The organism is Allorhizobium sp. nf9_anc (assembly GCF_056323085.1).
This window is the reverse complement of sequence record NZ_CM150481.1, coordinates 4,004,275-4,026,613: the sequence shown is the minus strand read 5'-3', so window position 1 is coordinate 4,026,613 and position 22,339 is coordinate 4,004,275. Positions and strand designations below refer to the sequence as shown.

The 22,339-nt window shown below is 61.6% G+C and carries 23 protein-coding genes and 1 riboswitch; of the genes, 15 read left to right on the top strand and 8 right to left on the bottom strand.

What is annotated here, in order from left to right; all coding sequences use genetic code 11:
• Positions 1–38 precede the first annotated feature (38 nt).
• Positions 39–644, bottom strand: a complete 606-nt coding sequence (gene leuD, locus AC02Y0_RS19645; protein WP_476380654.1) for a 3-isopropylmalate dehydratase small subunit — start codon at positions 642–644, stop codon at positions 39–41.
• Between the two features lie 170 nt (positions 645–814).
• Positions 815–1,045 (bottom strand): hypothetical protein, encoded by a 231-nt coding sequence (locus AC02Y0_RS19640; RefSeq protein WP_476380652.1) that lies wholly within the window; start codon positions 1,043–1,045, stop codon positions 815–817.
• A 110-nt stretch (positions 1,046–1,155) separates the two neighbouring features.
• Between AC02Y0_RS19640 and AC02Y0_RS19635 the strand changes: the two genes are divergently transcribed.
• The 5 genes from AC02Y0_RS19635 to AC02Y0_RS19615 all read left to right on the top strand — a co-directional run bounded on the left by AC02Y0_RS19635 (position 1,156) and on the right by AC02Y0_RS19615 (position 6,859).
• Positions 1,156–2,076 (top strand): HpcH/HpaI aldolase/citrate lyase family protein, encoded by a 921-nt coding sequence (locus AC02Y0_RS19635; RefSeq protein WP_476380651.1) that lies wholly within the window; start codon positions 1,156–1,158, stop codon positions 2,074–2,076.
• Entirely contained in the window at positions 2,073–2,279 is a 207-nt protein-coding gene (locus AC02Y0_RS19630) for a DUF1737 domain-containing protein (protein WP_113459052.1), read from the top strand. The genes AC02Y0_RS19635 and AC02Y0_RS19630 overlap by 4 nt, the downstream gene beginning before the upstream one ends.
• A gap of 1,151 nt (positions 2,280–3,430) precedes the next feature.
• Positions 3,431–3,508, top strand: a riboswitch (SAM riboswitch).
• Between the two features lie 92 nt (positions 3,509–3,600).
• Complete coding sequence (gene metA, locus AC02Y0_RS19625; protein ID WP_444556805.1) at positions 3,601–4,527, top strand: homoserine O-acetyltransferase MetA; 927 nt, start codon at positions 3,601–3,603, stop codon at positions 4,525–4,527.
• A gap of 90 nt (positions 4,528–4,617) precedes the next feature.
• Positions 4,618–5,802, top strand: a complete 1,185-nt coding sequence (locus tag AC02Y0_RS19620) for a vWA domain-containing protein (RefSeq protein WP_476380649.1) — start codon at positions 4,618–4,620, stop codon at positions 5,800–5,802.
• Positions 5,803–5,848: 46 nt separating this feature from the next.
• On the top strand, positions 5,849–6,859 hold the full coding sequence (locus tag AC02Y0_RS19615) for an aldose epimerase family protein (RefSeq protein WP_476380647.1): 1,011 nt from the start codon (positions 5,849–5,851) through the stop codon (positions 6,857–6,859).
• Between the two features lie 57 nt (positions 6,860–6,916).
• Here AC02Y0_RS19615 and AC02Y0_RS19610 read toward each other — a convergent pair whose 3' ends face one another.
• Positions 6,917–7,054 (bottom strand): hypothetical protein, encoded by a 138-nt coding sequence (locus AC02Y0_RS19610; protein WP_476380645.1) that lies wholly within the window; start codon positions 7,052–7,054, stop codon positions 6,917–6,919.
• Between the two features lie 91 nt (positions 7,055–7,145).
• On the opposite strand from AC02Y0_RS19610, the gene AC02Y0_RS19605 reads away from it, so the two are divergent.
• From AC02Y0_RS19605 to AC02Y0_RS19580, 6 genes are all read left to right on the top strand, one after another.
• Complete coding sequence (locus tag AC02Y0_RS19605; RefSeq protein WP_476380643.1) at positions 7,146–8,414, top strand: tyrosine-type recombinase/integrase; 1,269 nt, start codon at positions 7,146–7,148, stop codon at positions 8,412–8,414.
• 467 nt (positions 8,415–8,881) lie between these two features.
• Positions 8,882–9,772: a hypothetical protein gene (locus tag AC02Y0_RS19600; protein WP_476380641.1), complete on the top strand. Its 891-nt coding sequence runs from the start codon at positions 8,882–8,884 to the stop codon at positions 9,770–9,772.
• An 88-nt stretch (positions 9,773–9,860) separates the two neighbouring features.
• The gene (locus tag AC02Y0_RS19595) at positions 9,861–10,178 is read left to right on the top strand and encodes a hypothetical protein (protein ID WP_476380639.1); all 318 of its coding nucleotides are present in this window, start codon (positions 9,861–9,863) and stop codon (positions 10,176–10,178) included.
• 119 nt (positions 10,179–10,297) lie between these two features.
• On the top strand, positions 10,298–13,144 hold the full coding sequence (locus AC02Y0_RS19590; RefSeq protein WP_476380637.1) for a DUF3987 domain-containing protein: 2,847 nt from the start codon (positions 10,298–10,300) through the stop codon (positions 13,142–13,144).
• A 295-nt stretch (positions 13,145–13,439) separates the two neighbouring features.
• On the top strand, positions 13,440–14,045 hold the full coding sequence (locus tag AC02Y0_RS19585) for a hypothetical protein (RefSeq protein WP_476380635.1): 606 nt from the start codon (positions 13,440–13,442) through the stop codon (positions 14,043–14,045).
• Positions 14,046–14,060: 15 nt separating this feature from the next.
• A complete protein-coding gene (locus tag AC02Y0_RS19580) occupies positions 14,061–14,348 on the top strand; it encodes a hypothetical protein (RefSeq protein WP_476380633.1) in 288 nt (95 codons plus the stop codon).
• 125 nt (positions 14,349–14,473) lie between these two features.
• Here AC02Y0_RS19580 and AC02Y0_RS19575 read toward each other — a convergent pair whose 3' ends face one another.
• The 5 genes from AC02Y0_RS19575 to AC02Y0_RS19555 all read right to left on the bottom strand — a co-directional run bounded on the left by AC02Y0_RS19575 (position 14,474) and on the right by AC02Y0_RS19555 (position 16,646).
• On the bottom strand, positions 14,474–14,725 hold the full coding sequence (locus tag AC02Y0_RS19575) for a helix-turn-helix domain-containing protein (RefSeq protein WP_476380631.1): 252 nt from the start codon (positions 14,723–14,725) through the stop codon (positions 14,474–14,476).
• A gap of 185 nt (positions 14,726–14,910) precedes the next feature.
• Positions 14,911–15,171, bottom strand: a complete 261-nt coding sequence (locus AC02Y0_RS19570; RefSeq protein WP_476380629.1) for a hypothetical protein — start codon at positions 15,169–15,171, stop codon at positions 14,911–14,913.
• Between the two features lie 38 nt (positions 15,172–15,209).
• Positions 15,210–15,851, bottom strand: a complete 642-nt coding sequence (locus AC02Y0_RS19565) for a recombinase family protein (protein WP_476380627.1) — start codon at positions 15,849–15,851, stop codon at positions 15,210–15,212.
• Between the two features lie 11 nt (positions 15,852–15,862).
• Positions 15,863–16,060 (bottom strand): hypothetical protein, encoded by a 198-nt coding sequence (locus AC02Y0_RS19560; protein ID WP_476380625.1) that lies wholly within the window; start codon positions 16,058–16,060, stop codon positions 15,863–15,865.
• A 415-nt stretch (positions 16,061–16,475) separates the two neighbouring features.
• Positions 16,476–16,646 (bottom strand): hypothetical protein, encoded by a 171-nt coding sequence (locus AC02Y0_RS19555; RefSeq protein ID WP_476380623.1) that lies wholly within the window; start codon positions 16,644–16,646, stop codon positions 16,476–16,478.
• Between the two features lie 196 nt (positions 16,647–16,842).
• On the opposite strand from AC02Y0_RS19555, the gene AC02Y0_RS19550 reads away from it, so the two are divergent.
• From AC02Y0_RS19550 to AC02Y0_RS19535, 4 genes are all read left to right on the top strand, one after another.
• Positions 16,843–17,415, top strand: coding sequence for a hypothetical protein (locus tag AC02Y0_RS19550; RefSeq protein WP_476380621.1), 573 nt, complete (start codon positions 16,843–16,845; stop codon positions 17,413–17,415).
• Positions 17,408–17,863: a hypothetical protein gene (locus AC02Y0_RS19545; protein ID WP_476380619.1), complete on the top strand. Its 456-nt coding sequence runs from the start codon at positions 17,408–17,410 to the stop codon at positions 17,861–17,863. The genes AC02Y0_RS19550 and AC02Y0_RS19545 overlap by 8 nt, the downstream gene beginning before the upstream one ends.
• Positions 17,864–17,927: 64 nt before the next feature.
• The gene (locus tag AC02Y0_RS19540; RefSeq protein WP_476380617.1) at positions 17,928–19,325 is read left to right on the top strand and encodes a hypothetical protein; all 1,398 of its coding nucleotides are present in this window, start codon (positions 17,928–17,930) and stop codon (positions 19,323–19,325) included.
• The gene (locus tag AC02Y0_RS19535) at positions 19,326–22,301 is read left to right on the top strand and encodes a hypothetical protein (RefSeq protein ID WP_476380615.1); all 2,976 of its coding nucleotides are present in this window, start codon (positions 19,326–19,328) and stop codon (positions 22,299–22,301) included. It begins immediately after the preceding gene.
• Positions 22,302–22,339 lie beyond the last annotated feature (38 nt).

Sequence of the window (22,339 nt, the reverse complement as noted above, 5' to 3'; positions counted from 1 at the left end):
GTGAGCCCGGCCTCATCATTTCATCTTGTTAGATGGTCTCAGGCCCAGGGGCGCTGGGCTGCATTGGACTGCTCGAAGGTCGCGATGTTCGAAGCCTTTTCGAGCGTCAGGCCGATATCGTCGAGACCGTTCAGCAGGCAGTGGCGCTTGAAGGCATCGATCTCGAAGGAGATCTTGCCGCCGTCGGGGCCGGTGATTTCCAGAGATTCCAGGTCAACCGTCAGCACGGCATTCGAACCGCGGCTGGCATCGTCCATCAGCTTGTCCAGGTTCTCCTGGCTGACGACGATCGGCAGGATGCCGTTCTTGAAACAGTTGTTGTAGAAGATGTCGGCGAACGACGTCGAGATCACGCAGCGGATGCCGAAGTCGAGAAGCGCCCAAGGAGCATGCTCGCGCGAAGAGCCGCAACCAAAGTTATCGCCGGCAACGAGGATCTGCGCGTTGCGATAGGCCGGCTTGTTGAGGACGAAATCCGGATTTTCCGAGCCGTCTTCCTTGAAGCGTGCCTCAGCGAAGAGGCCAGCACCGAGACCGGTGCGCTTGATGGTCTTCAGGTAATCCTTCGGAATGATCATGTCCGTGTCGACATTGACGACCGGAAGCGGTGCCGCAACACCGGTAAGCTTTACGAACTTGTCCATCAGTCTGCCTTCGATCTGGCTAATGCGCGTGTAATGCCCCGCCCATAGAGCAAAACTGGACAAAATTGAAGGAGAATCTTGAAGCGGCGGCGAGTTGCGTCGGTGCGCGACCACGCTGGCCGACGCTCACCCGAGATAAGGGTGAGCGGACCGATCAAGCTAAAGCCCGGTCAAAGGTCGATGATCGTGCCCTTGCCATCGTTCCAGACGCGCACGTCGTCGCGACGCTTCGCCTTGACGTAAACAGGTGCGCGCTTCGTCTTGCTCATCAGCATACGGGCGCCGAGCGTCACGGTCAGCAGTGCGCCAATCAGGAGCGTCAGCGAAACCGCGAAAGCGGCTGCGAGGCCGACAAAGGCGAGGCCAGCAATGGCATAGGCGGCGGTGCGGAAATTCTGCATGATCGTGTCCTTTCTCGACAGCCAAGGTGGTCCTTATTCTCCCGCATTGCAAGGGCCTTTCACCCAATTGTCATCTTGCATGGCCGGCCAAAGCTTGCCAGAACTCGGCCATGACATCTGAAGTCTCCTCCTTCCGCTTTCACCATCCGTCCCGGCTCCGCCGTTCCGTGTTGACTGTGCCCGCAATCAACGACCGGGCCATGGAGAAGGTGGCAAGCCTCGATTGCGATGCCGTCATCTTCGATCTGGAAGACTCCGTGGCTGAAGATCGCAAGGCAGATGCGCGCAGCAAGCTTCTGAATTTTCTGCAGAAAAATGACCTTGGTCATCGCGAGTGCATCATTCGCATCAACGCAGCCGGCACGCAGCATTTTCGCGAGGACATGGCGCTCGTTGTGGAAGCGCTGCCCAACGCAGTCCTTCTTCCCAAGGTCGAAGAGCCGGTCACGATCCAGGACGTCGCGGACATGCTGGGCGAGCACGATGCGGCGGAAGGTCTCAGGATCTGGGCCATGATTGAAACGCCGCGCGGCGTCTTGAACGCGGCCGCCATCGCTTCCTCGGGCCGGACAAGCGACAGTCGCCTCGATGCCTTCGTTGTCGGGTTGAACGACCTGCGCAAGGCCACCGGCATCCCGGCCGAACCCGGCCGTACCTATCTCGTATCCTATCTGATGCAGATCGTGTTGGCCGCCCGGGCCTATGGCCTCGATGCCATCGACAGCGTGTCGAACGATTTTCGCGACATGGAAGCCCTTGCGGCCGAATGCGCTCAAGGTCGTGCCATGGGCTTTGATGGAAAGATGCTGATCCATCCCGCCCAGATCGAACCGTCAAACCACCATTTCGGCCCCTCGACGGCAGCCATCGCGGAGGCCCGCCTGGTGGCCGACGCCTTTGCCGACCCGGCCCATGCGGGCCTCAACGTCATCAACATCGATGGGCGCATGATCGAGCGACTGCATGCCGAGGAGGCAACACGTCTTCTCGCCAAGGTCGCGCTGATTACCGCCAGAAAGGACAAGCCATGAAAGTCTATCGTTTTCTCACCGGACCGGATGATTCCAGCTTCTGCCACCGCGTCACCGACGCGCTGAACAAGGGCTGGGAGCTGCACGGATCGCCGAGCCACACATTCAATGCAGCAGAGAACAGACTGTATTGCGGCCAGGCCGTCGTGAAGACGGTGCATGGCAAGGATTACGATCCGTCGATGAAGCTCGGCGAGCAGTGATTTGCTCGTGAGGTCCATCTCCCCCTTGGTGGGGGAGAAAGCGATTTCGATGAATTAGGCGAGCGTAAGCCGCCTAAACATCAGAAATCGCAAGTGAGGGGGTCCGTTATCCTATGCCACCATCACCGATCCCCTCACCAACAAAATCTGAGGTTTAGCCCTGATCGGGCTAAGCCCTCGATTTTGTAACCTCTCCCACAAGGGGGAGAGGGAAAAACCAATTTGTCAAAAACCCCAAGCTTCGCCACCGGTCGGACTCGTCGTCCTCCGGGTGGGGTCATGCTTGTCTCGGACGAGGCGCCAGAAGCAACCTGTCTAAGTAGTTTTTGTGGCTCCTTCCGGCGCCCCGTTCGGCGTCTATTCCCGCTGCATGCGTCTCTCTGGCAAGGCGGCGACGGTCCTTGGTCCTCGGGTCAGGCCCGAGGATGACCGAGGAATGACCGGGCGCGGGTCCGGCTGCGGCGTCACATGATGACGCTTCAGCCTGGCCGGTGGCCCGGGAGGTTCCCGCCGGATGGTGCACCAATCCGACCGGGACCCTCGCCCGGGGGATGATCGTCTGGCCATTTGCGGCCCGGCGCTCATCCCCGCCGTTTGTTTCGCCCCGCTGTCTGGGTGTTCGCGACAGCGCTGGCGCCTTGTCTGTGTGCCTCTGAGGCACGTCCTTCCGATCAGGGGTTTCAGGCGTCGGGCATCCGACCGTCCGCCATCACTTCCACCCCTTCGTCCGGAGGGAGACCGTTGCAGCGGGCCGGGTTTTCAGGTCTGCGACAACCTTCCATCCCGGCGCCGGCCCCGCCTCGCCTGACATCGCATCGTCAGGTGTATCCGAGGGCGGGACGGGGGTGAGTGTAAAAGGGTGGAAATGGTGGGGGATGAAAAAACATGCCGAGGTTTGATTTTGCTCACGATTTTCTCAAACTCATCCCCCTTTTTTAGGCGGATTCGCCGAGTTTGTTGCCTTGCCCCTCACCCTACCCTCTCCCCGCAGGCGGGGAGAGGGGGCGCAAGCGGTGGCCGTCCTGGCCTTCTCCCCGCTTGCGGGGAGAAGGTGCCCGAAGGGCGGATGAGGGGCTGACGTGATGCGTATTAGGGGCAAAGGCCTCCATCGCCTTGCCCATTGATTCGCGCCCCTGACAGGCGTAAAAGGCCTCGTGTTCCGTGGTGATTTGGCCGGCCGGCTTGCAGCCACGTAAAATAAGTCGCTAAAGGGCCGAGGCGAGTTCGAAGACTTTCCGAGGACCGGTAGCGATATAAAAGCTGCCGGTGTTTTTGTTTCCGCGGTCCTCGAACCGCCGTGACAAGGAAAGTCGAGAGTAAGATGCCGATCAGGATCCCCGATACGCTGCCCGCCTTTGAAACCCTCGTGCATGAGGGCGTGCGGGTGATGACCGAAACCATGGCTATCCGCCAGGACATTCGCCCGCTGCAGATCGGCCTGCTCAACCTCATGCCGAACAAGATCAAGACAGAGGTCCAGTTCGCCCGCCTGATCGGCGCTTCGCCGCTGCAGGTCGAGCTGACGCTGGTCCGTGTCGGCGGCCACAAGGCCAAGAACACCCCCGAAGAGCATCTCCTCTCCTTCTACCAGACCTGGGACGAGGTGAAGGACCGCAAGTTTGACGGCTTCATCATCACCGGCGCGCCTGTCGAGACGCTGCCCTTCGAGGAAGTCACCTACTGGCCGGAGCTGAAAGAGATCCTTGATTGGACCGAGACCAACGTGCATTCGACGATGAATGTCTGCTGGGGCGGCATGGCTGCGATCTACCACTTCCACAAGGTGCCGAAGCATCCCCTGAAGGAAAAGGCCTTTGGCGTTTATCGCCACCGCAACCTCGCGCCGTCATCGGTCTATCTCAACGGTTTCTCCGACGACTTCCAGGTACCCGTCTCGCGCTGGACGGAAGTCCGCCGTGACGACATCGAGAAGGTTCCGAACCTCGAAATCCTGCTCGAATCCGACGAGATGGGGGTTTGCCTGGTGCAGGAGAAGCAGGCCAATCGCCTCTACATGTTCAATCACGTGGAGTATGATTCGACCTCGCTGGGCGACGAGTATTTCCGCGACAAGTCAGCCGGCATCCCGATCAAGCTGCCGCACAACTACTTCCCGCACAACGACGACACGCTCGCCCCGCTCAACCGCTGGCGCGGTCACGCGCATCTCCTGTTCGGTAACTGGATCAACGAAATCTATCAGATGACGCCTTACGACCTGAACGAGATCGGCAAGGCCCCGCGCTGACGGCTTGGAGACCGGAGCGGATTTTGTCGGGACAGTCTGCGTCCTCTGTGACAGGATGCGCGCGCCTGTAAACCGAGCTTTTCCAGATCGATGTTCCTGCCGTTTTTCCTGCGTCTGAAACAAGAGAAGGTTCCCGTCACGCTGCGGGAATATCTCGCCTTGCTGGAAGGCCTGCAGGCAGGTCTGGTCGACTTCGACCCGGAGGGCTTCTACTACCTCGCCCGTACCACGCTGGTGAAGGACGAGCGCTTCATTGACCGCTTCGACCGGGTCTTTTCGGAGACTTTCGGCGGTATCCTGAGCGAGGGCGCGGCAGACGGCGTCGATGCGCGAGCCATTCCCGATGACTGGCTGCGCAAGCTCGCGGAAAAGCATCTCTCGGATGAAGACAAGGCGCTGATCGAAGCGCTCGGCGGTTTCGACAAACTGATGGAGACGCTCAAGGAGCGCCTCGCCGAGCAGAAGGAGCGCCACCAGGGCGGCAACAAGTGGATCGGCACGGCCGGTACCTCTCCCTTCGGCGCCTATGGCTACAATCCCGAAGGCGTGCGCATCGGCCAGGACGAAAGCCGGCACCGGCGCGCGGTAAAAGTCTGGGACAGCAGAGAATTCCGCAATCTCGATGACCGCGTCGAACTCGGCACCCGCAACATCAAGGTGGCCTTACGCAGGCTGCGCCGCTTTGTTCGCGAAGGTGCGACGGAAGAGCTCGATCTCTCCGGCACGATCCGGTCGACAGCAGAACACGGCTATCTCGACGTGAAGACCCAACCCGAGCGGCGCAATGCGGTGAAGCTCCTGATGTTCTTCGACATCGGCGGCTCGATGGATGACCATGTGCGCGAGGTCGAGGAGCTGTTCTCGGCAGCACGCTCCGAATTCCGGCACATGGAATATTTCTACTTCCACAATTGCCCCTATGAGCGCGTCTGGAAGGACAACCAGCGCCGCCATGCCGACACCATTGCGACATCAGACGTCATCAGGACTTTCGGCTCGGACTACCGCCTGATCTTCGTCGGCGATGCCGCGATGAGCCCCTACGAGATCACGCATCCCGGCGGCTCGGTGGAGCACTGGAACACCGAAAGCGGTGCGGCCTGGCTCACCCGACTGACCGACCATTTCCGGCGCCACCTCTGGATCAATCCCCTTTCGGAGGCGAACTGGGACTATACGATGTCCGTCGGCCTGATTCGCCGGTTGATCGGCGACCGCATGTATCCCCTGACGCTCGGTGGCCTAGAGGCCGCCGCACGTGAACTGGCGCGGTGACGGCGAGATAAAAGACTTTGATGAGAATAGGCGAGGAAGCGACAAGATGACGAAGACAGTGTTTGGCGTGATGCCGACGGGAGAAGCGGTCGAGAAGGTCACCCTGAAGGGAGGCGGTCTTGAAGCCTCGATCATCACCTTCGGTGCGGTCTTGCAGGACCTGCGCCTCGACGGCCACGATGCACCGCTGGTACTCGGTTTCGAGGACCTCGCCGGCTATCTCGATCATTCGCCCTATTTCGGCGCGACCCCCGGTCGCTGCGCCAACCGCATCGGTGGCGGCCGGTTCACGCTGGATGGCACTGCCTACCAGCTGGAGCTCAACGAAAAAGGCGTCAGCCATCTGCATGGCGGCTCGGACGGTATGGGACGCCAGAACTGGACGATCCTGGAACACGGGTCAGATTTCGTCGTGATGGAGGTTACCGATCCGGATGGCCGCGCCGGCTATCCCGGCACAACGCGGACACGCGCGACCTTTGCGCTGAAAGCCGGTGGCACTTTCTCTGCGCTCTATGAAACCGTGACCGACAAGCCGACGATCGCCAATGTCTGCCACCACGCCTATTTCAATCTCGATGGCCGACCCGACATTCTCGGCCATGACCTGATGATCGCCGCCGATCACTACACCCCTGTCGACGAGAGGCTGATTCCAACAGGCGAAATCCGCCCTGTCGAGAACACGGCCTTCGATTTCCGCGAAATGCGACCGATTCGCCTTGAGGTGGATGGGGAGCAACTGGGCTACGACCACAATTTCTGCTTCTCCAGCAGCCGCGTCGCCAAACGCAGCGTGGCGCTCGCCCGCAGCGTCAATTCGGGCGTGACCATGGAGATCCTGACGACGGAGCCGGGCGTACAGTTCTATGCCGGCGGCAAGGTGTCACCCGCCGTCCCCGGCCTCGAAGGCCGCCGCTACGGCGCCCTTGCCGGTTTCTGTATGGAAACACAGGTCTGGCCGGATGCGATCAATCATCCGAACTTCCCGAACGCAGTCCTGCGCCCCGGCGAAGTGCTGCGTCAGGAAACGGACTACGTGTTCTCAAGGGCATGATGTCAGAAAAGCGGTCGGCTGCAGGATGTCCTGCAGTCGGTCGCATACTGAAAACGATCAGGCCGCATTGGCTTGGATCGTGACAAAGTTACCATTCTCGGAGGAGAAAATGGAGCGGGTGAAGCGATTCGAACGCTCGACCCCAACCTTGGCAAGGTTGTGGCTCTTCATTTCTAAATATTTCTCCTCATACATCGACGTCTTGCTCCCCTTGATTTTCAGGCCATTATCGCCTTATTGGCATATATGATCATAGGCAGCACCATATCAAACCGGTGCTGCCCCTGTGCTGCCCAAGGTTCAAGATATGCTTTCCAAAGTCAAGCTGACCGACACTGTCGTCTCCCGCGCAGAGCTTCCTGAGGGTAAAGCGGAGCATATGGTGTGGGACACTGAAGTGTCCGGCTTTGGCCTGCGCCTGAGAGGCGAGACGAAGTCCTACATCATTGCCTATCGACCTGCCGGCCAGGGGCGATCGGCGAACATGAAGCGCGTGAAGATCGGATCCCCGGAAACGATCAAGACCGCCGCCGAGGCCCGGAAGATCGCCTTTGCCATGCTGGGGAAAGTTGCTGCCGGCGGCGATCCTGCGAAAGACCGCGCGGAAGAGAAGCGCAAAGCAAAGTCGAGGGTGATCGACCTTCTCGATCGCTATGAGGAAGACCTGGAGCGTCGGAACTATGTCGCCAAGGGGATGGTGATGAACCTGCTGCGTCGGGAGCTCAAGAAGTACGCCGACCGCGATATCGCCGAGCTCAAGGGTGCCGACTACGCCTCCGTGATTGAAAGCCTTGAGCGGAAAGGGCTGGGCGGTGCCGCCGAGGAGTTTCGCTCTCGCTGCCGCGCCTTTCTTGCCTTCTGCATGACGAAGGCGAAGGTCATCGACGCAAACCCTCTCTATGGCTTCAGACGCCAGCGAGCGACCCGGGCTGACCGCCTAGCGAAGCAGGAGCATGGCCGAGCCCTGTCAGATACTGAACTCGCAGCAGTCTGGCTGTCCGCTTCACCCGACACAGTGTTCGGCCGGTTCGTGCGTTTCCTGATCCTGACGGGCTGCCGCCGCGGCGAGGGTGCTGGGGTGACCCGAGGCATGGCCGACCGCAGCGATCCAAAGAGGCCGGTCATCGACTTCCCCGCAGCGTTCGTGAAGCAGGGAAGAGGGCACAAAGTCACGATCACAGACGAACTCGACCGGCTGCTCGCTCTATGCCCCAATCAAGCGGACACCGACCTGTTCTTTCCATCGACACGCACAGGCGGGCCGATGAGCGGCTGGAACAAGATGACCGCCGCTCTGGTAAAGGCGAGCGGGGTTCAGTTCACGTTCCACGATTTGCGCCGTACCTTTCGCACAGCTCTGTCTCGCCTCGGCGTCGACACGGAAACCGCAGAGCTCGCCTTGGGGCATGCCCGGGAGCACTTGATCGAGATCTACGATCGCCGAGAAGGCTCGGAGAAGGTCCACGAGGCATTTATTTTGTGGTCGGCCCACGTGGCGAAAACGGTCGCGACTGCAGAGGCTAAACGTGCCGAAGATCAAGGCATTTTCGGCTGAGCTTCAGGGGCTGTTATGTCACTTGTATGTCACCTAACTTACTGACTTATATATATATATATATATATATATATTTTAGATTCTCTCCATTGACGCAGCCATATCTCTCCGGTATCCATATCGGTGGGGCAATTGCTTGCTGGTCTATCAGGTCTTTGTGTTCTTGGACGCCCCTTCCCATCAGCCAAACGACTTTGGAAGAGGCCCGCAATGCGTCGCAACTCACCGCACCCCCGCGTCCATCGCCAAGATGCACCTGACCTGCAGAAGCTGCCGGCAGATGCTTTGCTCAATCGCAGACAGCTTGCCGCTTTGTCAGGCTACGCCCAGATCACCCTGCAAATATGGGCAGCGAAAGGCCGAGGACCGAAGATCACTCGTGTCGAGGGCCGGCCCCGGTACAGAGCCGAGGATGTCCGCAACTGGATGGGCCTGGCCGCTCGTTCCCCATCGGGGATCTTCGGCTGATGAGCACAGCAATCCAAGCCCGTCTGACATCACCCCATGAACGCTCCCGGCTCGCGTTCGCATGTTGGCTTCGAGAAGAGCGGCAGGCCGTCAGGGCGAAACTGCCCTATTTCATCCGTACACTTCCGACACCCGAAGACAGCCGGCCCCTTACCGCGTCCGAAGAGATGTATCTCAGCGCACAGGTTGAAAGCGTATGGAGCGGCGCCGAACTGTTGGTTCGATCGTGCCTTACGCATATCGCGCCGGGCGCCCTTGAGCACCCGGACGCCAAGCTTCTGACGTCCCTCTTCGCGAAAGGAACTCTCGACCTCGAGGCCCACCGTGAGGCAATGCGAAACAGCAAGCCTCGCCGCGTGTGGCAGCGCGACGGCGAATGGCACCCGGCGCGCAGCACCGCAGTTGAATGTGTGGTTGGCACCATTGCGGCGGAAACCGGGAGCCTGGCAGAGACGGCGGACTGCCTCAATGACGGCTTGCCGCGCAATAACGCGAATTTCGCGACCATCCAGATGGACAACATCCGGAACGCTTGCCGACGCTTCGCCGGCGACAATCAATGGCTGTTCGAAGTTACACCGGCCGATCCGACCTTCACTCGCCTGGATGCAGCGTTGCGTTCGCTCGGTTGGGAAGAAGCGGCAACCGGTACCGTGTGGAAGAAGGTCAAGGCAGCGAGGTCGCCAGAGCCCGTGGATCGCTACTTCGTGCGTCACCTACACCGCAAAGGCTTGATCTTCGACTGGCTGACGGCAGCCGAGGCAGAAGCGCCGATGCCGCCCGTCGATCGCCTGCGGCAGACATGCAGCATCCTTCTTCTTCAGCAGGCCCGTCATCTCAAAGGCAAACTCAAGAAGCTGAACCAAGCTGCCGCGCGAGGCCGCCAATGATGAGAAATCCTCACACAGAGGGCCGCTATTTTCGCGCGACCCGATCGCTGATGCTGTGCCTCTGGGCCGCTCAACGGGAGTTAGACCGATGAACACAGCAGACATTCAAAACCTTCCGAGATCGATGACGGTCACGGCTGCAGCAGCATTTGCAGAGCGAAGCGCATCCTGGGTCCGCAGATACCGCAGGTTCGGCCCTCTGGTCCCTGACGAGATCGACGGAGAACAGGCGGTCACCACTGCCAGCCTTCTCGCGCTGCTCCGCCGCTCTCGAAAGGTCGTGCGTAAGCCCAGGCCCTGTTTGCACGTGGTCTCCAGCGGTCTTGAGCCAATGAGAAACGGCGCCCGCGTGCTCGACAGCACCACCATCGGTGGGTGGCCGCGCCTCGTGGTCGACAACACCTGATGAATTGAAAAGGCCGCCCCGAGCAGACGGGACGGCCTCAGAGAGACGCGAGCGGACAACTCGCAGATGCAGCTTCGATTGTACGTCGAGACGCTGCCCACGGCAATAGAGAGACACCCATGGATGCACCCGCCCCGAACCACAAATTCGTTCCGCCGGCACAGCGCTTCAACCGCGTACCCGCTGTTCCGCCTGCCTCAGACCTGAGGCGCCCCGCCGCTCCTGCCGTTGCCAATGCTGCCCGGCCAATCGATCAACCGCGGAAGGCCCTTGATCCGCATTTGGCCGCCGCAGCGGAAGCGATGCGGGAGTTTTTCCAGGTCGTCCCGCCCAAGCCGGTGCTGCATCCGGGCATCCAGTTTCTGCACAGGCTCGACAGCGATGGGCGCCATAACCTTGTCACGATCTGCCCGACCACTGGCGAAGTGAAAGGGAAGACCTTCAGGCCCGGCGCATGGGAAGCGATGTCAGAGTGGGTGAGGGAGCGCGAGGGGAGATTGAACCTATATTTCTCCGCAAATGAACCCGTTGAGGGCGCGCCTGACACCAAATTGGGAAAGGCAAACATCGGCACCATCCGCTGCGTGTACGCTGACGCCGATCCGCGCCACGGGGAAGAGTTGTCTGCCGAACGCGAACGGCTCTTAAAGCTCGCGTCGAGCCTGATCGACGGACAAACACCGCCATCGTTCGCGATCGACAGCGGTTCGGGAATTCAGCTGCTGTGGATGCTCAAGGAGAAACTGTCGGCGCGACAGTACCAAGACGCCGCAGAGGCGCAGAGCGCGGGCATCGCTAGCGAGCTCGGCGGAGATCCCACGCAGAATATTGATCGCCTCCTCCGATTGCCTGGCACGCTCAACATCCCGACCGCCGCTAAAGTCGCCAAGGGGCGTGTGCCAAACACGTCTTCGCTCATAGGGGTGTCAGGTGCACGCTACACCCTGGCAGAGATGGCGAACTGGTACGAGCCGCGCGTCAGCCTTCAGAAGCGGCCCGAAAAAGACGGTGAACTGGCCGCTGCCTTTACGGAACTGCATCACGCCTCGACGCAGATGGCGGCCAACTACCAGGAACTCGGCGCCGATTTGCGCGGTCGGTTCGAAACGCTGCTGCAGGCCAGAGACAATCTCGCACAACTATGGGAGACGGGCGAACACAATGGCCCCGACCAGACCGCATCGGGCCGCCGCTTCGCGCTGGCCTCTCATCTGAGGCGTGCGGAAGGTTTTGACGTCAACGACTATAGCTCTTTGCTTTGGGTCTGGGACCATTCTGTCAAACCGGGCGAAGATCCCGACGACAAGCTGACAGCGCGGGAAGTTGTTCGCGCGTGGGTGCGCGCCGCGCCTGCTGATGAAACGGATCATTTCGACGTGCTCGACGACGAGAGCAGCGAGCCGGATACGACGACCAGCGCGGAGACTACGCTCGCAACCGCCGCCCCTACGGTCCCTGTCGAGGACACCGGCGATTGGGTCGAACCCCACGACATCTTTGGCCATGACCACCCGCTGCAGATATCGGAGCCGCCGGCCGGTTGCCTTCCAGCCGTCATCGAGCGCTTCGCCCGGAGCGAGGCGCGGCGGAAAGGCGCGTCCCTGGCCTTCACGGCAGCGGCGGCAATTGCGGCAGTCGGCAGTGCGGTCGGTTCGTCGCTGCAGATCCAGGTGAAAGAGCGCAACACAGACTTCGTGCAGCCAGGCTCGCTATGGGTGGTGCTCGTTGCCGAGCCGGGCAGCGCGAAATCGGCTGTTGTGAAAGGCGCTCTGAAGCCGTTGGAAGATCTCGATGCGGAATGGCGGAAGGCAGACGCCCCGAAGCGCGAAGAATGGGAACGGCTGAAGAAGAAGGCTGCCAAGTCGTCGGCCGCACCTCCCCCTGAGGCAAAGATCCGCCGTACATTCGTTGATGATGTCACGACCGAGATGCAGCTTAGGATCCACGCCGACAATCCGCGCGGGCTGATGCGAAGCACCGACGAGCTTGCCGGCATGCTCGAGACGATGGGCGCCTATAAGCGAGGTGGCGGCGGCGATCGCTCGACCATGCTACGCCTGTTCGAAGGCGAGCAGATCAGAGTGGATCGCGTCGGCAGCGGCTCGACTTTCGCTGAACGCGCGCTGATGGGCGTGCTGGCCACAACGCAGCCCGACAAGCTGGCGCCAATGGTGCGCGATCTACAGAGCGACGGGCTTCTGCAGCGCTTCCTATTCGTGCTCAGCGCCCGCACGGGTCGCGCTTCAATTGACGAAGAGCCGGACCATGCCGCGATGGCCGACTATCGCCGCCTGATCAAACACCTGGCATCGGCTGAATACATCTTCCCGGGACCCATCCAGATCGCTGCCGAGGCCCGCGGGGCGATCAACACTTTCGTCGACCAGGTGCTTGCCCTCGCAGAAATCCCCGGCGCTTCTGCGGCGTGGAAAGGCCACGTGGATAAGTGGGAAAAGTTCAGCGCACGCATCATCCTGAACTTTCATGCCGCTGAACAGTTCTTGGCGTGCGGTGAGGTCGATCCATCGCAGAAGGTGCCACCGGAGACTGTGCAGCGGGCGTTGTCGTTCTGCCGCTTCATGCTTCGGCACCAACTCAGCTTCTACAACAGCTATTTCGAGCCCGACACGACCCACGCCGAGACGGTGGGGCTTGCCGGCTATCTGCTCGCGCATCCTGACGTGAAGGACATAACGCGCCGTGGCGTCTATCAGGCCCGGGGAGCACTCAAAGGTCCGCAGAACCGTCGCACTCTCCTCCAGGTGACGAGCAGTCTGGAGGCGGCAGGGTGGCTGCAAGAAACGAGCAGGGACGAACAAGGAGCCTCCGCCTGGCGCGTCAACCCACGTATTCACACCCGTTTCCAGGCTCGTGCTGAGATCGAGCGGGCTGAACGTGCGCGGAGGCAAGAGGCGCTGCGTAAGGCGGGACAGGCGCGTAAAGCTCTAGAGGAGACCCAAGAATGAAGAGACTGGCGTGTCAGTGGGGCGGATGGGGCTTGCGCGTGCGAGATAAAGTTCTTCTTCGTCTATCTCTCTTATCTATCCCGGTACTTCTCTCTGGATTTATATCTCGTACGCACAAGCCCCATCCGCCCCACTCGTCTCCAGAGGCGGCAGACGGAGTTGGGAAGCGAGTGACGGCGGTAGCGGCCTCTCGTCCGGACAAGATGTCCGTAGGGCTGAAGTCATTTGGTGCGATCGGCGCGCCGCGTGCTTTGATACCTCAAGGGTCCTTTCCTGCTGATAGGGCGGTTCGACCATGAAGCGCCGGAGCAGTGGGAAGAAGTTGACGACGTGGCAGCAGTCCGCGCGCTTCCGTCAGATCGGGCGCGATGCGATCACGCGATGGAATAAGATCGATCGGCCGAAGCTGCCGAAATGCACCGCCACTGCGAAATCAACCGGTGAACAGTGCGGGCAGCCGGCAATGGCGAATGGCAAATGCCGATACCACGGCGGCAGAACCGGATCCGGGGCTGCCTGGCATATGCCGCGTTGGCCAAACCGCACTTCACCAGACGCGGAAGCGAAGTTGCAGCGCAAGCTGAAGGATCTGGCGAAAGCGGCGAAGAAGCGAGAGAGGAAGATTGCGGCTGCATCGCCGGAGGAGCGAGAACGGCACGCAGCATGGCAGAAATCACATGAGCCGGGTCCCGCTGCGCAACGCGCTGCCGCCCGCAAAGAGCGTCGGCAGAATGCTAATCTCGCCGCTCAGCTACAGGCAATGTCACCGCCGCCGGTGTCGCCAGAGGCCGCAGATCTGCAGAGGGAGATCGACCGGCTGCAAGCCCTATTGAAGCAATCCAGCGCCAGCGCACCAGACATAGTCGAGCAGGCCCGAAGCGGCGCCTCGATATTTGATTGATCAGGAGACTACGAAATGGATGACGAATTCAGTTTTGAGCGGGATCTTCTTCGCCGCGTCCGCACCGAAGGCATCATGGCAGCATATGAGGCCGCCCTGGACGTCTGCCGGGACAAAGACGCGCCGGCACCCGCGCGAGCGACAGCCTCAGGCGTCCTATTTCGCGTGGCAGGTCTGTTCAGCCCCCGCGATCCGGGGGGTGGCGGCAAGCAATCCCACGAAATGACGCAGGAAGAGATCACGGCTGAGATCAAACGGCTTAGCGCTGCTACCAAAGCGAAGGCCCCCGGCATCTTTGACTGACCCCGGCGCCGCCGATTGAGCTAAACCTCTTTTAGGTGAGCAAGAGACGCTGCGCGGCCAACCGACCCAGGCCGCCGGCAATCGAGCTAAACGCCTTTTAGGCGACGGTGGCTGGCAGCGAGAGATCAGCGGCGACGTAGCAGGATCGCGATCCTCGCCCACTTTTCTGCCTTCATGGGAGGCCTCGGCTTTGGGCGTCGCGCTTCCTCCGTCTGCAATTGCGCGTGCCGTTCCTCCTCCAGAAAGGCGACCAGATCCGCTTCGTCGAGCAGAACCGGTCGCCCCGGAATGTAGGGCAGTCGCCCGGAGAGGCGGAGCCGCTTCACTTTCTGTTCTGAACAGCCCAGAAATTCGGCGGCTTCCGACTGCAGCAGCATTTTCATAGCGTCCTCCTGCGAGCCAAGAGGCCTTCCGCCTACCTTGTCTGTCAATGCGATAGCTGTCAGCCGACATCTGTCGTCAAGCCTCAGCGTTGACAGACTTGCAGTCTCTCGGGCTTTTGAAAGACGAGAGGTGCTCTATGGATCATGTTACGGACGAACAAACCCTTACGCTCCGGTTCTCAGAGGAACCGATAGCGCAGCCGACGCCTGGCAAGCGCTTTTGCTTTTTCATGAATACAGAGGACGGAGGCGATCGCCTGGAGGTGTTGACGCACAAGAGCAGCGCGCACCGTGTCGCGCAAGCCGCGATAGCGTTGGGGTTGCGTTGGCGCCTGATCTTCGATGAGGAAGAAAGCCCCTACGTAATTTTGGAGTTCGCGGCGCCGCTTGAAACACTTGCGCCGATGGCCAAAAGACTGACGGGGCTCCGTTTTTCTCATGTCGTGGTGCCGTTCCCCGAAGTGGCTGCGAGGAGGCCTTACATCCCCCACGCTTTCAGCACTTCGTCGGCTCCGGCTTGATCCGCTCGGATGCGCAACACTGTCTGGCGCGTCAGGCCGGTTGCTTTGGCAATCTCTGACGCGCCAGAGTTCGCGGCCAGCATGTCGAGTACGGTTGTCAGTTCCTTGCGTGTATAGGATGGTTTGCGGCCTCTGTAGGCCTTCGGCTCACCCTTGGCCCTCTTGTGCGCGATACCTGCCAGCTGCGCTTCCTTCGTTGCTTCGGCTTGCGCCTGTGCCATTGCCGCCATGAAACCGATGAGCGCGTCGCGAACCGCCATCGCCATGGGCTCTTTGGTGCTGCCGTCGAAAACCATTCCGTTGATCACAGTCCGAACGATCACGCCGCGTCGCATGAATTCTCGGATGTTCTCCGTCACGTCGCTGTAGTTGCGTCCTAAGCGGTCCACCCAGCGCACTAGCAACGTATCGCCAGCACGGAGGATGTCGAAGAGCCGTCGGCCTTGCGGGCGATCCTTGAGGGTGACCGAGACGCCCGAAACGCCTTGGTCAACGATCGTCTCGTCGACCTTGAAGCCCGCTTGTTGTGCTTGGGTAAGCTGATGCTCGGCGATTTGATCCTGCGAGCTCACACGCATGTAGAGAACAGTCTTTGTCATGGCTTGCCCCTTCAATGAACCGAGTATTCAGACAGGGCCGAGCGGCAACGGGTGCGAAATGTGGGCCAATCGGTATGTTGTTCGAGCGCGCGGATCTCTTCGAGCAACAGGTAGGCCTCACGGCGATTTCCGCCGGTCATGGCCTGCTGCAGTTCAAGGCGTGCCTCCGTGAGGATGCGAAATTCATGTTCACGAATGGTGGTCTGCATTGTCTGCTCCTTTGTACGTACGGATTTGTACGCATATAATGGCGTACGCATAAACAAAGTCAACCCGTACGTACACCTCTTTCTGCAGTTTTCCGTCTGCCCGCTCGGGTATGCCCGTACGTACACGGCAGCCATGCCCTGCCCCGCCTACCCGACCCCAGGTATCAGTTCAAAGCGCGATCCGCTGACGTCGGCTGACCCGCACACAAAATCGCGGGCCGTCCAAACTTTTGGCGTGAGGTTGAGAAGTGCCGGTGCGCGCGTGCGACACCCAAACAGCCCGATCAGACCAAAAAGCCCGATTTCCTTCAAGCAGAGAACCGCCCCAAAAGCCCTATTTTGCAGGTCGTTCAGGGTGATTTCCGCGCTTCGCCACCACCGCCTGGGCGGCCGTGTCGCCAGATCAGGCTGGTCGTTATCCGCGGCGCGCGATCTTCCGGAATGGGATGACGTTGTCAGCGAACCGGGCGTCTTGTGGCTCGATCTGGTCGAGCAAGGGCGAGCGCACCGGCACGCCAGCGCGTTTGGCTGCCGCTTCCAAGAGTGCTGCAATATCGGGAGGCAGTTGCAGTGGGCTCAGTGCCATGCCTTCGGTTCCTCAGTCGGTCGGTGAGCTAGGCACGATAGGGCAGCTGCGCGCAAAGCGCCAGAAAAACCGACCGAAACGTCGATGCTGCAGGCATTTCAGCCGAGAAAGCCACACGTAAACACCCCATAGTTTCTCGCTCGGATCAGCCGCATTCTTTCGATCGATGCGAGAGACAACTTTGGACGCGCAACGCATGGCAAGCACTCACGTTTTACACCCGGCCAACGGCGGCGGCGGCGGCGAAGGGGGCGTGCCCTCTTTCGGGGAGCTTAAGAACCAGCAGGCCGATCACCGCAAAAGGGTGGACGCCCTCACGCGCGATCTCTCGGAAGCCGGGAACCTCTTTGGCGGCAGCGTCATCGTCCCATCGGTTCTTTCAGCCCTGATGACGATTGAGGAATTCGCAGCCCAGCAAGGCGGCTTTCCGCTTTGGCAGGATGATCGAGATACGCTTTTGGGGCTGATGATGGCCGCTCGCGAAAACATCCTGGATCTGATCAAGGATCAAGGAACGGCTCAAATCGTCATCGCCGCGGCTTCCGTAGATGCGGCGTGCGCGCTGCTCATTTGCTGGAACGACCTGCACCGCTTCGAACGGCCGCGCGGGTTCGTCAACGAGATGAGGGACCGGGTTCACTTCCTGCGCAACATCTTTGCCAATCTGGCTCTGCAGGAGCGCTTCGCAAAGAGCGAAGAGATCACTTGCGCCAGCCCGGCGTCGAGCCCCACGCCCGCGCCCAACACAAAGGGCCGGTTCTATGGTTGATCCCGTTGCCAACCTCCTGCAAAGCGCCCTGACAGGCTTTCGCAGTGTCGAGACGAGCACCAACCCACTATTCACGGCGGCCCACGCACTGCGCGACCTGTTGAGGGCGAGCGTTGCGGCCGACGATCTGCCGGCCCGCTATCCGCAGCTTGCCGCAGATCTGAGCGTGGCGATCGAAGCCGCGACCATGCGGATATCCGAAGCCGCCCGCCCGTTCATTGCCCAGGAACGCACTTGGCTGTTGCTCGCCAGCGGTGCGGCCGGCCTCGCCTCGTCACACCTCCCCGGACTGGCAGCCGATCGACGGATATACGTGGCGCTGCTCATCGTTGAGCTCGAAGGGGCAATGTGCCGACAGGCCATCGCAGAGCACGGCGACCCGCTCGCGCGCCTGATCAGCTTCAACCGCGCGCTATCCGCGCCCGCCCCGTCAACGTCTTTCCACTGAGGAGCGCGCCATGTCAGGCATTCGAACGAACCGGTATTATTCGGATCCAAACATTGGGGCTGCCATGTCGAACATCGCCCAGATGTTTGCTCCGCCAGACAGCGGAGACTTGGTCAACTACGCGAGCGCGAAGGCCAAGCGGGAAGAGGCTGCTCGGCTGGCCAAGGCATTCGATTACACGACCGATCCGACCTACGACCGCGAGATGGCCGATAGGATGAACTATGCGCTGAACGGCAACGCGAACAACACGTTCTACAGCGTCGACCAGGGCAACCGGACCACGCTCGACAAGCAGCGTCTGGCCAACGACGGCGCGCTTGCGCAGCTCTACGCCACGCCCGTCCAGGTGAATGAAAACGCCACGGTCTACGTGCCTACCCAGCACAGCCGCAACTCCGGCCTTGGACCCGTTCTGACCGGTCAGACTTCAGCCGCCCAGGGCGAAAAGGTCGTTCGGGCTGACGGCAGCATGATCATGGGACCCGACAAGCCGCTTTCCGAGACCGAATGGAACGCTCAGCAGCGGGCCCGCCTCCTCGACAACGGCATGCTCACCGATCAGGCTCTGCTCGACACAATCATGGGCGAGAAACCACCGGTCCAGGCTGTCGGCCCGAACGGCGAACCGATGTTCATGTCTCCCGGAGCGGCCGTCCGCACCGGAGCGCCGGCCTATGTAAACAAGGGAGCCCAGGCCAAGCCGCAGAACGCCGTCGCGCTTATGCCCGATCGCAAGACCCGTGTCCCGGCCATTCAGGGTCCAGACGGCAAGTGGGTCCACGCGCAGACAGGCCAAGAACTGCCAGAAGGCATCGAAATCTTCGATCTCCCGAAGGCGGAAGGATCGGCCGCAGACGTCGGCTTCGCACCAACGACGGCGAATGCGACCAGCGCCAACAACCAGGAGGCCGAAGTCTCGCGCACCCTGAACCTGCTCGACATTTACGAAAGCGCACTGGACAACAACCCCGGCGCCCTCGGTCTCGCTGGTCTTGTCCGCGGAACTGCGCAGAATGCTGTCGCCACGGCAACCGATCTCGCCAAGACGTTCGGCGGGACGGCCCCGGAAGTCGCCGAAGCGGCCGACGAACTCCGCGCCGGCCTTCAGGGCGTCGCTCCCGATCTTTTCGATCCGTCCATTCCGGAGATCGCCTTCCTTCAAGGTACGCTGGCCTATTCGCTGGCGCGCACGGAGAACCCTTCCGGCGAGGTCAGCCGTCAGGCCTATGAGCGCGCGATTGAGCGTGTGAAGGGCGGCGGTCTGCTCGCGAACACGCAGTCTGCAAAGGCCGCCGTTGGCGCGCTCCGGAAGGTCGTGAATTCCCAGCTTGAAGGCATTCGCACGCTTCGCGCGCCCGGCACCGGCCGCACGGATACGACCTTCCAGCCGCCGGCAGGGGCAGAGGGTCCCGTCGAGCAGTGGGATATCATCGACGGCAAGCTTCAGAGGGTGCAGTAAATGCCACGGATCATCCAATTTCAGGGCCGGCGCATCCAGGTCCCCGACGCCGCCACCGACGAGCAGATCGCAGAAATGCTGCAGTCGTCGCCAGCCTCGGCACCCGAGGCGCCGTCGCTCACTCAGCGGATCGAGAGCGCAATCGGCGCGCCAACCTCGCCCATGGCCGATCCGGCGGCTGTCGACAGTCCCGAAATGCGGAGCGATGGCGGCTATGCGATCGATTTCCTCTCTGGCCTGGGTGGCGTTGTTGATCAAGGCGTGCGCGGCGTTGTCGAGGGCGTGACAAACCTGGCAGGGCTTCCGCGCGCTATCGGCGACCTGCAGGCCGCCGGCGTTGATTTGGCGCTGGACAAGGCTGGCGCTCCCGGTTGGGTACGTGATGCGGCAGGCGCTGCCATCCTTCCGCGCTATCTGCCAAGCGCTGAACAGATGCAGGGAGTTGTCGACACGGCCAACAACGCGACCGCAGACGCCTTGGGCATCGAGCGCCCCCGCGCCGAGCCTGACAATCTCGCCGAACGCGCGACCAACCGGATCATGGAAGAGGTCGGCGCAATGGCTGTGCCGGTCGCAGGTGCGGTGAACAAGGCTGCCCACGTGGGCATCGAAGGCGCTCGCCGGATGCCTGGCCTCGTCGGTCGCTACGTCGAGAGCGCCGCAGTAAACCCCGCACGGTTCGTGGGCAACGAAGTCACCGTCGCCACCGGTGCCGGTATGGGCGCCGCTGCTGCGAATGAGGTCGCACCTGATAACCAGCTTCTTGATCTCGTCGGCGCCATCACGGGCGCCGGGATGGTCGGTGCAGGCACATCGATGGCCAGGGGCGTTCGGGATGTTGGAGCGGCAGCACTTGGGAACCCCAGCTTCACCTCACAGGTCGTTCGCGACAACGTGGCCGACACCCTGATCTCAAACTCGGACATCATGAGCCGACAAGTCGATCCGTCCGACTTGCGCCGGCCGCTCGACACGCAGGAACTCGTCAACACGATCATGCAGCCGGCGGCAGCCGAAACTCTGGTCCCGGGCTTCCGGGCGTCCACGGCTGATCGTGCCGGAGATGCCGGCCTTGCAACGCTCGAAAACGCCCGTGCCCGCTCCGCACCAGGCGCTTTCCGTCCGCGAGCCGATGCAAACGCGCAGGCTGTCGACAACGCAATCGCGTCGATGCGCCCAGACGCGTCACCCGCCTCTGCCTTCGACGCTATCGCTGCCGAGCGAGATCGCCGTTTGATGGACGTCATCATGGGCCGCGACGCTGCCGAAGAGGCCGCGCAGATGGCCGCTCGCACCATCACGCCTCAAACGACGCCTGCCCAGCGCGGCGGCATCGTCCGAGAGAGCCTGACGACCGCGCGGGACGCTGCACGCGAGCGCACAGCGCAGGCTTACGAGGCTGCTGGCGTTGGTGGCAAACAGGTCGATGCCGCTCCTCTGACGGCTACCCTCGACCGATCGCTTGCTGCGCTCGATCCCGTCGAACGTTCGCTGGTCCCGCAGTCCGTGATCGACGGCGTGGCCAATCTCGGCCGCGTAGCAGATGACGCGCCCGTACCGACCGGTCTTCTCGATGCCAGCGGCAGGCCCATCACCCGCCCTGCGCCAGGCCCCGAACCGATCCAGCTGCAGACAGCGGCCAATCTCAAATCCGAACTTCAACGCTTGCAGCGCGCCGCACTCGCGGATCCGAAGGCAGAGAAAGGCGGCCGTAACGCTGCCCGCGTGCTCGGCCAGATGATCGACAGCGTAGACGGCTTCATCACCGGCAACCTGGACCAGACGGAGCAAGCCGCCCTGTCTGCTGCTCGAGGCGCCAAGTTCGATGAGGCCGAGCGCTTCACCCGTCAGGGGGATCCGGTCAGCCGTGCCCTCGCCGAATATGATGGCGGCCGACCCCGCGTCGCCGACGATCGTGTCGCCGGCCTGTTCGTCAGCCCGCAGGCCATGGACAATCTCTTCACGCAGGCCGCGACGCCGGAAGTGCGCCGGGCTATCCGCGATGAAGTGCTGTCCCGTGGCGACACGTCGAGCGCGGAACGGATCAACCGCTTCATGGCCGACTACAGCGAACAGATCGATCGCTTCCCCGGCCTTCGCGACGAGCTGACCCAGGCCGCCAAGGCGCGCGCCGCTGCCGCAGAGGCCGGCACACGCAAGTCGGCGATGGAGCGCGATCTGGGAACGGCTACGGCACCCGGGCGCGGCGCAGTTGGCCGCTTTCTGCAGTACAGCCCCGCCAATTCTCGCAAGGCGATCCGCGAAGTGATCGCTTCGAAGGATCCCGGCAAGGCGGCCGATGAACTGGTTACCTTCGCAGGTAACGACCAGCAGGCGATCGACGGACTGCGGGCTGCATTCTGGGATGACCTGGACGCATCGAGCCGATCGACCAACGCAGCCGCAGAAACGACCAGTGGGATCATGCCGTTCGTCCCGAAGAAGATGATCGCCTATCTCGAGGACCCGAAGAACGCCGCCGTCGCCGAACGTCTGTACCGCGACAATCCGGAGCACCTGGCAAACATCCGAGACCTCGCAGAAGCGTTGCGAGGGGTCAACTCCGGCGCCCGGATCGGCAACGCCGTGAACCCGTCAGGTACGGCGCTCATGGGCCGCGGCCAGACGCCGGTCACGCTCGCTGAAGTCGGCTCCAAGGCCTACCAGGCTCAGATCGGCCGCGCCTCTTGGGCCTACATCGGCACTTATCTCGCCGGCAAGATCGCCCGCGGGGTGGTCGGTAAGCAGCGGGCAAAGGCTTTCGAGCTTCTTCTTGATCGTGCGCTGCTCGATCCGGATGTCGCGAAGACGCTGCTGATGGAGAACAACCCGGCCAACCGTGCCGCCCTTGCCCGCCGCACGAAGGGCTGGATGGGCAACCAGGCCGCAACGGTTCTCGACATGCTCAACGAAGACGAGGACGACGAGACGATGGACGCGATCTTTCGCGAACCACCGAAGGAGTTGCAGCGATGAGCAGCATCACCTCAAAAACCGAATTTTCAGAAAGAGGA

Coding starts and splice junctions, on each gene's coding strand:
- leuD (WP_476380654.1), bottom strand. CDS start 644: ATGGACAAGTTCGTAAAGCTTACCGGTGTTGCGGCACCGCTTCCGGTC.
- AC02Y0_RS19640 (WP_476380652.1), bottom strand. CDS start 1,045: ATGCAGAATTTCCGCACCGCCGCCTATGCCATTGCTGGCCTCGCCTTT.
- AC02Y0_RS19635 (WP_476380651.1), top strand. CDS start 1,156: ATGACATCTGAAGTCTCCTCCTTCCGCTTTCACCATCCGTCCCGGCTC.
- AC02Y0_RS19630 (WP_113459052.1), top strand. CDS start 2,073: ATGAAAGTCTATCGTTTTCTCACCGGACCGGATGATTCCAGCTTCTGC.
- metA (WP_444556805.1), top strand. CDS start 3,601: ATGCCGATCAGGATCCCCGATACGCTGCCCGCCTTTGAAACCCTCGTG.
- AC02Y0_RS19620 (WP_476380649.1), top strand. CDS start 4,618: ATGTTCCTGCCGTTTTTCCTGCGTCTGAAACAAGAGAAGGTTCCCGTC.
- AC02Y0_RS19615 (WP_476380647.1), top strand. CDS start 5,849: ATGACGAAGACAGTGTTTGGCGTGATGCCGACGGGAGAAGCGGTCGAG.
- AC02Y0_RS19610 (WP_476380645.1), bottom strand. CDS start 7,054: ATGTATGAGGAGAAATATTTAGAAATGAAGAGCCACAACCTTGCCAAG.
- AC02Y0_RS19600 (WP_476380641.1), top strand. CDS start 8,882: ATGAGCACAGCAATCCAAGCCCGTCTGACATCACCCCATGAACGCTCC.
- AC02Y0_RS19595 (WP_476380639.1), top strand. CDS start 9,861: ATGAACACAGCAGACATTCAAAACCTTCCGAGATCGATGACGGTCACG.
- AC02Y0_RS19590 (WP_476380637.1), top strand. CDS start 10,298: ATGGATGCACCCGCCCCGAACCACAAATTCGTTCCGCCGGCACAGCGC.
- AC02Y0_RS19585 (WP_476380635.1), top strand. CDS start 13,440: ATGAAGCGCCGGAGCAGTGGGAAGAAGTTGACGACGTGGCAGCAGTCC.
- AC02Y0_RS19580 (WP_476380633.1), top strand. CDS start 14,061: ATGGATGACGAATTCAGTTTTGAGCGGGATCTTCTTCGCCGCGTCCGC.
- AC02Y0_RS19575 (WP_476380631.1), bottom strand. CDS start 14,725: ATGCTGCTGCAGTCGGAAGCCGCCGAATTTCTGGGCTGTTCAGAACAG.
- AC02Y0_RS19570 (WP_476380629.1), bottom strand. CDS start 15,171: ATGAGAAAAACGGAGCCCCGTCAGTCTTTTGGCCATCGGCGCAAGTGT.
- AC02Y0_RS19565 (WP_476380627.1), bottom strand. CDS start 15,851: ATGACAAAGACTGTTCTCTACATGCGTGTGAGCTCGCAGGATCAAATC.
- AC02Y0_RS19560 (WP_476380625.1), bottom strand. CDS start 16,060: ATGCAGACCACCATTCGTGAACATGAATTTCGCATCCTCACGGAGGCA.
- AC02Y0_RS19555 (WP_476380623.1), bottom strand. CDS start 16,646: ATGGCACTGAGCCCACTGCAACTGCCTCCCGATATTGCAGCACTCTTG.
- AC02Y0_RS19550 (WP_476380621.1), top strand. CDS start 16,843: ATGGCAAGCACTCACGTTTTACACCCGGCCAACGGCGGCGGCGGCGGC.
- AC02Y0_RS19545 (WP_476380619.1), top strand. CDS start 17,408: ATGGTTGATCCCGTTGCCAACCTCCTGCAAAGCGCCCTGACAGGCTTT.
- AC02Y0_RS19540 (WP_476380617.1), top strand. CDS start 17,928: ATGTCGAACATCGCCCAGATGTTTGCTCCGCCAGACAGCGGAGACTTG.
- AC02Y0_RS19535 (WP_476380615.1), top strand. CDS start 19,326: ATGCCACGGATCATCCAATTTCAGGGCCGGCGCATCCAGGTCCCCGAC.